The sequence below is a fragment of the Rhizomicrobium sp. genome (assembly GCF_056722145.1).
This window is the reverse complement of sequence record NZ_JBWZET010000092.1, coordinates 1-9,976: the sequence shown is the minus strand read 5'-3', so window position 1 is coordinate 9,976 and position 9,976 is coordinate 1. Positions and strand designations below refer to the sequence as shown.

The following is a 9,976-nucleotide window of genomic DNA, read 5'->3' as shown; positions in this document are numbered from 1 at the left end:
CTGGGCCACGCCTCCCCAACGAGGTGCTAACATTCTGGAAGGAATGTCGGATGACAAACGATCCGCTGGCTGTGCGTCCTGCACGGCCTTTTTTTTCGTCTGGACCTTGCGCCAAGCGCCCGGGCTGGACTCCGCAAAATCTCCAACTCGACACGCTCGGCCGCTCGCACCGCGGCAAGCTCGGTAAGGCGCGGCTGAAGGAAGCCATCACCCGCACCAAGGCCGTCCTCGAAATTCCCGCCGATTATCGCGTCGGCATCGTGCCCGCTTCGGACACTGGTGCCGTCGAAATGGCGCTGTGGTCGATGCTGGGCGCCCGTCCGGTCGACCTGCTCGCCTGGGAAAGCTTCGGCGAAGGCTGGGTCACCGACGTCGTCAAACAGCTCAAGCTGAAGGACGCGCGCGTCCTCAAGGCCGGCTACGGCGAAATTCCCGATCTCACCCAGGTCGATTTCACCCACGACGTGGTGTTCACCTGGAACGGCACGACCTCGGGCGTGAAGGTCCCGAACGGCGACTGGATTCCGGCCACCCGCGAAGGCCTGACTTTCGTCGACGCCACCAGCGCCGCGTTCGCCCAGGATATCGCCTGGGACAAGGTCGATGTCGCCACCTTCTCGTGGCAGAAGGCGCTCGGCGGCGAAGCCGCGCATGGCGTGCTCATTCTTTCACCACGGGCCGTCGAACGGCTGCAGACCTATACGCCGCCGTGGCCGCTGCCGAAAATTTTCCGCATGACCAAGGGCGGCAAGCTGATCGAAGGCCTTTTCGAAGGCGAAACCATCAACACGCCCTCGATGCTGGCGGTGGAAGACTATCTCGACGCCCTCAAATGGGCCGAAAAGATCGGCGGCCTGAAAGCGCTGATCGCCCGTTCGAACGCCAGTCTGGCGGCCATCACCGACTGGGTGAAGACCTCGGAGTGGGCCGCGTTCCTCGCCAAGGACGAAGCCATCCGCTCGAACACCTCGGTGTGCCTGAAGGTGGTCGATCCGTGGTTCGAAGCGCTCTCGCCCGAAGCCAAGGCCGATGCGGCCAAGAAAATCGCATCGACGTTGGACAAGGAAGGGGTTGCCTTCGATCTCGGCGCCTATCGCGATGCGCCTCCGGGCCTTCGCATCTGGTGCGGTGCCACGGTCGATACCGCCGACATCAAGGCCCTGCTGCCCTGGCTCGATTGGGCCTGGGCCAAGGTCAAGGCCGGCTGACCGTAGCCTTTGTGCGTGAAGCGCGACGCGGACGAAGTTCTGTCATAGGATTCGTCCCGGCGTTTCAAGCAGAGGGGGCTGAGATGGCGTTTACACCCGAGAACGATCTGGAGAAGGTCATGATTGCCGCGGCAACGGACGAGTCCGTGCGCCCAGAGTTCTACCGGCTTTTGCTTGCGAGCAAGCTGGTGGCGCTCGGCACTCTTGGCGAGTCCATGGCGCTCGAAACCGTGCGCGGACCGGCCGGGGAATTCCACCCCGTGTTCACCGCGCCCATACGGGTGAAGGCTCTGGTCAAGGAACCGGTCCCGAATTTCACGATCGACGGACGCACGCTGTTCGAAATCGCCGGCGGCGCCCAGTTCGTGGTCAATCCGGGTTCGATTCCCGACAAGGTCTTGACGGCCAGCGAAATCGCCTGGTGCCTGAAGACCTTTCCACCTGCCGCCAGCCTGATCGTGGCGCAGCCGAAGGTCTATCCGACCAATCTGGTGAAGGCGCTTTGCATTCTCTTCACCAGCCGGGCGGCGATCAAAGCGGCGCATCTCGTCTACGTGGCGCGCGACGGCATCGACGACAAAGCCCATCCGATGATCGGCCTGGAAGCAGACGACGGCGACGTGCCGCGTCTGGCCCAGGAGATCTTCGCCGCCGCCGCGGCCGTGTTGCCCGGCGAACCCGTCGAAGTCGTCTATCTCGACACCAACAGCCCCCTCGAACCCCTGCAGAAGCATTTGCTGAGCGTGCCGCCATTCTTCATGCGCGCGCTCCCACCGAATTGAAAAGGGACTGAAACCCATGCCTAAGGTTCTCATTGCTGACAAGCTTTCCCCCGCCGCCGTCGCCATCTTCAAGGTTCGCGGTGTCGAAGTGGACGTCAAAACCGGCCTCACCAAGGAAGAATTGCTGAAAATCGTCGACCAGTACGACGGCATCGCCATCCGCTCGGCGACCAAGATCACCAAGGACGTGATCGCCGTCGCCAAGAAGCTGAAGGTCGTCGGCCGCGCCGGCATCGGCGTCGACAACGTCGACATTCCGGCGGCAACGGCTGCGGGCGTGATCGTGATGAACACGCCGTTCGGCAACTCCATCACCACCGCCGAGCACGCCATCTCGCTGATGATGGCGCTGGCGCGCGAGATTCCGGCCGCCAACGCCTCCACCCACGCCGGCAAGTGGGAAAAGAACCGCTTCATGGGCGTGGAACTCTACGGCAAGACGCTCGGCCTGATCGGCTGCGGCAACATCGGCGGCATCGTCGCCGACCGCGCCAAGGGCCTCAAGATGCATGTCATCGCCTACGATCCCTATCTGTCGGCCGAACGCGCCGGCGAACTCGGCGTCGAAAAGGTGGAGTTGGACGACCTGCTCGCTCGCGCCGATTTCATTTCGCTGCACACGCCCAAGACGGCCGAAACCAAGAACATCATCTCCGCCGCTGCCATCGCCAAAATGAAGAAGGGCGTGCGCCTCATCAACTGCGCCCGCGGCGGACTGGTCGACGAAGCGGCGCTCAAGGCCGCGCTCGATGCCGGCCACGTCGCCGGGGCGGCCGTTGACGTGTTCGAGACCGAGCCGGCCAAGGAAAGCGTCCTGTTCGGCAACGAAAAGGTGGTCGCGACGCCACATCTCGGCGCCTCCACCGAGGAAGCGCAGGAGAACGTCGCGCTGCAGGTCGCCGAGCAGATCGCCGACTATCTCATCAGCGGCGCCATCGTGAACGCCCTCAACATGCCGTCGATCAGCGCCCAGGAAGCGCAGAAGGTGAAACCGTGGATCAGCCTCGCCGAGAAGCTGGGCGCCTTCGCCGGCCAGCTCACCGAGACCGACATCACCGCCGTCGACATTCTCTATGAAGGCACCGCGGCGACGCTGAACCAGCGCGCGCTGACGCAAGCCGCGCTGGCGGGCCTGCTTAAATCGCACCTGCCGGACGTCAACATGGTCAACGCCCCGGTCGTCGCCAAGGAACGCGGCACCAAGGTTTCGGAAACCCGCCGCGACCAGCAGGGCATCTATGACGGCTACATCCAGATCACGGTGACGACACCGCAGCTGAAGCGTGCCGTCGCCGGTACGGTGTTCTCCGACGGCCATCCCCGTCTGATCCAGGTAAAGGACATCAAGCTCGACGCCGAATTCGCGCCGAACATGATCTACGTCACCAATGAGGACAAGCCGGGCTTCATCGGCCGCCTCGGCACGCTGCTCGGCGAATCGAAGGTCAATATCGCCAACTTCACCCTCGGCCGCAGCAATCCGGGCGAAGACTCGATTGCCCTCGTCCAGGTCGACGGCGACGTCGATCCGGCGGTGATCGAGGCAATCCGCAAGCTGCCGCTGGTGAAAAGCGCCAAGGCCCTCAAGTTCTAACCACGCCGGGTGCGGCAGAACGGCCCGATCCGGGGCTTTTCTGCCGCTGCCCGTTTCGCGCGAACCGGCGAAGCTTTATGACCACTTCCGCGCGAAGGCGGAGGGGAGCCGTGTCGCCGGCATTTGCGATCTATTTCGTCTGGAGCCTGTGGCTCGTCGTCTGGGTTGCGTTCTGGTTCGCGGTCGCCATCATCGACAAGCGCGAACCGGGAACGCTGCACGGCTTCGCCTCGGCACTCTTCCACATCATCGTGCTGGTGGCCTACGCATTCCTGCTGGCGCTCATCAGCCCCTTCCCCGGCACCGACCTGCATAGTCGGCTGTGGCCTCACGGCGTGCCCGACATCCTCGGCTGGGCGCTGCTTGCCGGCGTCGTGGCTGGGTTCATCGTTTTCATCTGGGCCAGCCTCCATCGCATCGCACGGCTGAAGCGCGGTGACGGCGTCGTCGACGGCGGCCCCTATGCCGTCGTGCGCCACCCGATTTATATCAGTTCGATATTCGCGGTGGTTTTGACCGCGATCCTGTTCGGTCTGCCGACCTCGGCGCTTGGCGCGGCGATCATTGTCGTCGCCCTGATCATCAAGGTGGTGGTCGAGGAACACACGGCCGAGGACGACAGCCAACACGACTATCGCCAGCGCGTGCCGATGTTCGTGCCGTTCTGGCCGAAGCGGCAGGACTGACTTTATTCGCCGCGGAACACCGGCGGCCGTTTGGCCGAGTTGGCATCGAGCGCTTCGGCGTGATCCTTGCTGGCGTGCGCCTTTCCCTGGGCTTCGGCCGAGGCCTCCATCACCGCGACGAAATCGGCCGACAAGCCTTGACGCATCAGCGCCTTGGTCTGGCGCAACACCACTGGCGGCTGACGCGCGATCGAAGCCGCCAGCCCGCGCGCCTCTTCGAGCAGCACCGATGGCGGCACCACCTGCGAAACCAATCCCCAGCGCAGCGCCGTTGCAGCATCGATGGTCGCGGAGGTGAACAGCAGCTCGGCGGCGCGCGACGCCCCCACGATCCGCGGCAGCAGCCACGCCCCGCCGTCTCCCGGCACCAATCCGAGTTTCAAGAACGGCACGCTGAACACGGCGGTATCGGCAGCAATGCGGATGTCGGCGAGACAGGCGACGTCGTTGCCGAGTCCGATCGCCGCCCCGTTCACCGCCGCGATCAGCGGTACCTCAATGCTCCACAACGCCCGCACCACACCATGGATATCGCGCTTGTAGGCCGCCGTGATCTCATCCGGCGTGCCGGCAAACAGGCCGGACTTCTCCTGCATCGCCTTGATGTTGCCGCCGGCGGAAAACACCGGCCCGGCACCAGTGAGGATGGCGCAGCGTAGCGACGGATCGGAATTGATCGCGGTGGCCGCCTGCTCGAACAGCGCGCCATCACCGGGTTCGCCGAGGATGTTGCGCGACGGCGGACGATTGATGGTGAGGGTGACGACGCCAGCGTTCTTATCGACCAGCAAATCGGCCATGACCGTTTCTCCTGTCGCCGCAAGCTTACTCCAAGCCGGCGGCGGCGGAGTCGATTTGCAATCGCTTAACCACAGAATCCCGCCATCGCCGCTACACCTCGCCGCCACGGCATCATTTAAGCGCCCATTAGGGGAGCGCCCGTAAACTTCGCGCGGGGTTTGAAAAAGCGTGAGGGCAAGATGCGGGGTGTCCAACTCACCGACAAGACGGTGATTCTGAGCGTCCTGGCGGCGTATGCGGCCGGTGCTGCGATCGTGTTGAGCATCCTTGTCAGCACCGTTCTCTGGCCCACCGTGTCACAAGGCTTCTGACCACGGACGTTCGACCACCCCAATACGGCGCGATTGCCCTTACCGAGTCGGGCCTGCGCTGTCACACCTGTTGACGGCTTCGAGCAAGCTCCGCTGCGGCAGCTTGCAAAGTCGGTTTACAGGCAGACGAACACGATTCAAAAAAATCCCGTAAATCCGGGTGTTTTTCAGTTGGCACGCGGGTTGCTGTTAACTCTTCGCGAGGGCTGCCGTGATGGCAGATCTGGGAGAAGAGGAAACGAGATGAAGTACGGATTTGCAATTCTGGCCGCCGCGGCGATGACCGTCGCTGCCAACGCGGCCCCAATCATGACACCCCCGACCATGATTACGGCTTTGGGCGGCAACGTCACCGCTGTCTACGTGTTCGCTGATGCCGGCGACACGAGTTCCCTCGGGCTTGGCGCTCCGACGCCTGCCGTGCCACAGATTTTCTGCAACCACGTCATGGGTGCTTGCACGATGGCGAATGCCGCGGGCGACACCATGAGCCTCGGCAATCGCAGCGGGATGCTGACCTTCACGCTGTCGAACCTGAGCACCGGCAAGATGTATGACAGCGCCAGCCCCGACGCCGGTGGCGCCTATCATGCGATGATCTCGACCAACTATGCCGATTTCGGTGTCGGCACGTTGCCGTCGGCTGCCGCTGCCGCGCTCGCCGGACTTTCCAATGTCACGTATGTCGGCTGGGAAGATCGTGATGCCACCAACCACAGCGATTTCGACTACAACGACCTGATTTTCGCCTTCTCCAACACGGCTCCGAACAACAATCCGGGCGTACCCGAGCCGCTGACGCTCGCTCTCATGGGCGCCGGTCTGGTCGGGGCATTCGGTCTTCGCCGCCTCAAAAAGAGCTGATCGCCCCCCGATCAGCTCTCTGGGGAGCGGTGCCGCCCCGGCATCGCTCCTTTTTCTTTGGCCGTGCGCTATTTCATTTCCGCCCGCAGCGCCTCGTGATGGCGGATGACTTCCTTGACGATGAAGCCGAGGAATTTTTCGGCGAAATCCGGATCGAGCTTGGCGTCATGCGCCAGAGCCCGGAGCCGGGCGATCTGCTCGGCCTCGCGGGCCGGGTCAGCCGGCGGCAGGCCGTGCTCGGCCTTGAGGCGCCCGACCGCCTGAGTGCATTTGAACCGCTCGGCCAGCATGTGGATCAGTGCCGCATCGATGTTGTCGATCGAGTTGCGCAAGCGCGCCAGTTCGGGATCGGATGTCGTCACAGCGCGTACTCCTAGTGCTGGCTGCCCAATTGGCGGCTGAGACTACCGAACATTGCGTCGACGTTGAAGTAAAGGGTCTTCGGCTTGCCCGTCTTGGCCTCGACGGCGTCGATCCGGTCGAAGTTATGGCCGCCGTCGACGACCAGCGCCTGCATTTTTTCGGTCAAGTCGAAATATGACAGGACGAAGCGTTCCTCGGCCATGGTGAAGACGACCAACGCGGTTTTGGGACTGTTGCCGTCGCCGCTCGCCAGAACGGATTGCAGCAAGCCGCGGAAGATGAACTTCTCGCGCTCCGAGCCAGCCAGATCGCCTTGTTGGCGCAGACAGACCGAGCGCAGCAGATGGGCTACGGTGTAGGTGTAGTCGATCTTGAGAATGTCCGCCGACAACGCCAGACCCTTGGCGCAATCGCGCGACTCGCCGTTGGCGGCAAAGGCCTTGCGCTTATCGGCCCAGCTCATGCCATAGCCGTCATAGCCCGGCGAGCGCACATAGGCCTGCCTTAGGGCGGTGTAGTCGACCGCCGGATCACCCGCCTCGGCCATCGCAACCCACTGTTCGAAGGTCTTTTCCGGCGCCGGATCGGCCGCGGCCGGAATCAGCGCCAGCATCAGGGCGCAAAGCCCTGCCCTGACAAAAAAGCCCATGACTGCCCCCACGCAAATGTCGGAAGCAGTCTTGGGCTTTGTCCGCATCAACACAATGCGGTGTGGGGCAGCGCCCCTATTTGTCCCCGGGATTGACCTCGAGCCACATGGCGTTCAGCACCGCCAGCGAAACCGCGAAACCCAGACCCAGAACCCAAGCAAAATACCACATGGTTTGACCTCAATAGTTGCCGTGGCTGTCCGACATGATCTGCTCCGCCTTCACCGGTCCGCGCATGATGCGGTAGACCCAGCCGGTATAGGCCAGGATGATCGGCAGGAAGATGATCACGCAGACCAGCATGATTTGAAGGGTGAGCTTCGACGAGGAGGCATCCCACACGGTGAGGCTCTGGTCGGGATGGCTCGACGACGGCAGGAAGAACGGGAACAGCGCCAATCCGGCGGTGGAAATGGTCCCCACCGGCACCAGCGCCGAGGCGATCCAGGCGATCAGCGGCCGCTTGCGCAGCACCACCGCCAGGAAAGCGCCGAGTCCGGCGACGAGCGGGGCCAGCCACAGCAGCGGCACGGCCTTGTAATTGGCAAGCCATCCGCCGGCGACCAGCGCCACCGTCTTCAACGTCGGATTGGACGGACCATTATGGTCGATCGCGCTGGTGATCTTGTAGCCGTCAAGCTGCATCACCCAGGCGCCTGCCGCCACGAACAGCACGATGAACGCCAGCGCCGCCCACGGAATGACCGCTCGCGCCCGCTCGCCCGGCCTGGCGTCGGCCGCCTTCAGCGACACCCAGGTGGCGCCGTGCAGGACATGCATCGCCACCGACACGAGACCGGTGAGGAGCGCGAACGGGTTCAGCAGCGAGAACAGGGTGATCTCCTCGTGGAAGCGCAAATCGCTGTCGAAGCCGTAGGGCGCGCCAACGAACAGATTGCCGAAGGCGACGCCGAAGATCAGCGCCGGCACCAAGCCGCCGACGAACAGGGCGTAGTCCCAGAACGTGCGCATTCCCGTACTCTGGAACTTGGAGCGGAACTTGAACCCCACCGGCCTCAGGATCAACGCCGCCAGCAGCAGGAACATGGCGAGGTAGAAGCCCGAGAAGGCAGCGGCATAGAGCGGCGGCCACGCCGCGAAGATCGCGCCGCCGCCAAGGATCAGCCACACCTGATTGCCCTCCCAGGTCGGCCCGACCGTGTTGATGACGACCCGGCGTTCGATGTCGGTCTTGGCGACGAACGGCAACAGGATACCGGTGCCAAAATCGAACCCGTCCATCACCGCGAAGCCGATCAGAAGAATGCCGAGAAGCGCCCACCAAATGAGACGCAGGATTTCATAGTCCATTGTTTTACTCCGCCGCGTCGAGGTTAGCTTCGACCTTATGGCCCAGCGTTTCGTCGGGGCCCAGCTTGATGTATTTCGTCAGCAGGTAGATGTCGGCGACCAGCAGCGTCGAATAGAAGACGACGAAGCCGAGCAGCGAGAACACCACATTGCCGGCGGCCGTGCCCGAGACGGCGAGCGATGTCGGCAGGACACCGTCGATGATCCACGGCTGGCGGCCGTATTCGGCAACGATCCAGCCCAGCTCCGCCGCAATCCACGGCAGCGGGAAGGTCCAGAACGCCGCCCGCAGGAACAGCTTCGAGGAGTCGAGCTTGCGCTTGGCCGACAGATAGAACGCAATCGCGAACAGCAGGATGAAGTAGAAGCCGAGGCCGACCATGAAGCGGAACGACCAGAACAGCGCCGGCACGTTGGGCACCGTCGAGTTGGCCGCGGCGTTGATCTGCGCCGGCGTCGCGTGGATCACGTCGGAGCCGTAGTTCTTGAGCAGCAGCGCATAGCCGAGGTCGCCGACATGGTTGTCGAGCGTCTGGCGCAGCTCCTTGTTGCTGCGGTCCGCCTTCAGCTTGGCGAGCGCGTCATAGGCGACGATGCCGCTCTTGATGCGATCCTTGGCGAGCTCGACGAGATTGTTGATGCCGGGCACCTCGGTATCGGACGAACGCGTGGCAATCAGGCCCAGCACCCACGGAACCTTCACTTCGGCCGCCGTCGTGTGGGTCTTCATGTCGGGAATGCCGAACACCGTGAACGAGGCCGGAGCCGGTTCGGTGTTCCACATCGCCTCGATCGCCGCGACCTTCATCTTCTGGTTCTGGCCGGCGACATAGCCGGACTCGTCGCCGAGCACGACGACGCTGAGCGAAGCCGCCAGACCGAATGCCGACGCCACCGTCATCGAACGCTTGGCCAGCGCCACATGGCGTCCGCGGATCAGGTAGAAGGCGCTGATCGCCAGCACGAACACCGCGCCGACGACGTAGCCGGCGCTCACGGTGTGCACGAACTTGGCCTGTGCTACCGGATTGAACAGCACCTCCATGAAGTTCGACACTTCCATGCGCATGGTATCGGCATTGAAGCGGGCACCGACCGGATACTGCATCCAGCCATTGGCGATCAGGATCCACAACGCCGATAGATTGGTACCGAGCGCCAAGCCCCAGGTGATGATCAGGTGGGACACCTTGCTCATCCGGTTCCAGCCGAAAAAGAAGATGCCGACGAACGTCGCTTCGAGGAAGAACGCCATCAGGCCTTCGATCGCCAGCGGCGCGCCGAAGATGTCGCCGACGTAATGCGAGTAGTAGGCCCAGTTGGTGCCGAACTGGAATTCCATGGTGATGCCGGTGGCAACGCCCATGACGAAGTTGATGCCGAACAGCGTGCCCCAGAACTTGGTC

The 9,976-nt window shown here is 63.3% G+C and carries 12 protein-coding genes; 6 read left to right on the top strand and 6 right to left on the bottom strand.

Annotated elements, in window-relative coordinates:
• Positions 1-50: 50 nt before the first annotated feature.
• The 4 genes from AC1P6P_RS05315 (at position 51) to AC1P6P_RS05300 (ending at position 4,270) form a co-directional block, all read left to right on the top strand.
• Positions 51-1,208, top strand: a complete 1,158-nt coding sequence (locus AC1P6P_RS05315; protein ID WP_481401396.1) for a phosphoserine transaminase — start codon at positions 51-53, stop codon at positions 1,206-1,208.
• A gap of 83 nt (positions 1,209-1,291) precedes the next feature.
• Complete coding sequence (locus tag AC1P6P_RS05310) at positions 1,292-1,990, top strand: enhanced serine sensitivity protein SseB C-terminal domain-containing protein (protein WP_481401395.1); 699 nt, start codon at positions 1,292-1,294, stop codon at positions 1,988-1,990.
• A 16-nt stretch (positions 1,991-2,006) separates the two neighbouring features.
• Positions 2,007-3,584: a phosphoglycerate dehydrogenase gene (gene serA, locus AC1P6P_RS05305; protein ID WP_481401394.1), complete on the top strand. Its 1,578-nt coding sequence runs from the start codon at positions 2,007-2,009 to the stop codon at positions 3,582-3,584.
• Between the two features lie 110 nt (positions 3,585-3,694).
• Positions 3,695-4,270 carry a methyltransferase family protein gene (locus AC1P6P_RS05300; protein ID WP_481401393.1) on the top strand — a complete coding sequence of 192 codons (576 nt, stop codon included), beginning with the start codon at positions 3,695-3,697 and terminating at the stop codon, positions 4,268-4,270.
• A gap of 2 nt (positions 4,271-4,272) precedes the next feature.
• Here the strand turns inward: AC1P6P_RS05300 and AC1P6P_RS05295 are convergent, their stop codons facing one another.
• Positions 4,273-5,070, bottom strand: coding sequence for an enoyl-CoA hydratase-related protein (locus tag AC1P6P_RS05295; RefSeq protein WP_481401392.1), 798 nt, complete (start codon positions 5,068-5,070; stop codon positions 4,273-4,275).
• 180 nt (positions 5,071-5,250) lie between these two features.
• On the opposite strand from AC1P6P_RS05295, the gene AC1P6P_RS05290 reads away from it, so the two are divergent.
• Both AC1P6P_RS05290 and AC1P6P_RS05285 read left to right on the top strand, forming a co-directional pair.
• A complete protein-coding gene (locus tag AC1P6P_RS05290) occupies positions 5,251-5,382 on the top strand; it encodes a hypothetical protein (RefSeq protein ID WP_481401391.1) in 132 nt (43 codons plus the stop codon).
• A 243-nt stretch (positions 5,383-5,625) separates the two neighbouring features.
• On the top strand, positions 5,626-6,246 hold the full coding sequence (locus AC1P6P_RS05285; RefSeq protein ID WP_481401390.1) for a PEP-CTERM sorting domain-containing protein: 621 nt from the start codon (positions 5,626-5,628) through the stop codon (positions 6,244-6,246).
• Between the two features lie 68 nt (positions 6,247-6,314).
• Here AC1P6P_RS05285 and AC1P6P_RS05280 read toward each other — a convergent pair whose 3' ends face one another.
• From AC1P6P_RS05280 to AC1P6P_RS05260, 5 genes are all read right to left on the bottom strand, one after another.
• Positions 6,315-6,608 (bottom strand): chorismate mutase, encoded by a 294-nt coding sequence (locus tag AC1P6P_RS05280; protein ID WP_481401389.1) that lies wholly within the window; start codon positions 6,606-6,608, stop codon positions 6,315-6,317.
• Positions 6,609-6,619: 11 nt separating this feature from the next.
• Positions 6,620-7,258: a DUF4919 domain-containing protein gene (locus tag AC1P6P_RS05275; protein WP_481401388.1), complete on the bottom strand. Its 639-nt coding sequence runs from the start codon at positions 7,256-7,258 to the stop codon at positions 6,620-6,622.
• 76 nt (positions 7,259-7,334) lie between these two features.
• Positions 7,335-7,430, bottom strand: a complete 96-nt coding sequence (gene cydX, locus AC1P6P_RS05270) for a cytochrome bd-I oxidase subunit CydX (RefSeq protein WP_481401387.1) — start codon at positions 7,428-7,430, stop codon at positions 7,335-7,337.
• Positions 7,431-7,439: 9 nt separating this feature from the next.
• Complete coding sequence (cydB, locus tag AC1P6P_RS05265) at positions 7,440-8,570, bottom strand: cytochrome d ubiquinol oxidase subunit II (RefSeq protein WP_481401386.1); 1,131 nt, start codon at positions 8,568-8,570, stop codon at positions 7,440-7,442.
• Between the two features lie 4 nt (positions 8,571-8,574).
• On the bottom strand, positions 8,575-9,976 hold a 1,402-nt coding region (locus AC1P6P_RS05260), incomplete at its 5' end, for a cytochrome ubiquinol oxidase subunit I (protein WP_481401385.1).

Excerpts from the sequence above, each read along its gene's own strand:
- AC1P6P_RS05315 (WP_481401396.1), top strand. The coding sequence starts at position 51 with ATGACAAACGATCCGCTGGCTGTGCGTCCTGCACGGCCTTTTTTTTCG.
- AC1P6P_RS05310 (WP_481401395.1), top strand. The coding sequence starts at position 1,292 with ATGGCGTTTACACCCGAGAACGATCTGGAGAAGGTCATGATTGCCGCG.
- serA (WP_481401394.1), top strand. The coding sequence starts at position 2,007 with ATGCCTAAGGTTCTCATTGCTGACAAGCTTTCCCCCGCCGCCGTCGCC.
- AC1P6P_RS05295 (WP_481401392.1), bottom strand. The coding sequence starts at position 5,070 with ATGGCCGATTTGCTGGTCGATAAGAACGCTGGCGTCGTCACCCTCACC.
- AC1P6P_RS05290 (WP_481401391.1), top strand. The coding sequence starts at position 5,251 with ATGCGGGGTGTCCAACTCACCGACAAGACGGTGATTCTGAGCGTCCTG.
- AC1P6P_RS05285 (WP_481401390.1), top strand. The coding sequence starts at position 5,626 with ATGAAGTACGGATTTGCAATTCTGGCCGCCGCGGCGATGACCGTCGCT.
- AC1P6P_RS05275 (WP_481401388.1), bottom strand. The coding sequence starts at position 7,258 with ATGGGCTTTTTTGTCAGGGCAGGGCTTTGCGCCCTGATGCTGGCGCTG.
- cydX (WP_481401387.1), bottom strand. The coding sequence starts at position 7,430 with ATGTGGTATTTTGCTTGGGTTCTGGGTCTGGGTTTCGCGGTTTCGCTG.
- cydB (WP_481401386.1), bottom strand. The coding sequence starts at position 8,570 with ATGGACTATGAAATCCTGCGTCTCATTTGGTGGGCGCTTCTCGGCATT.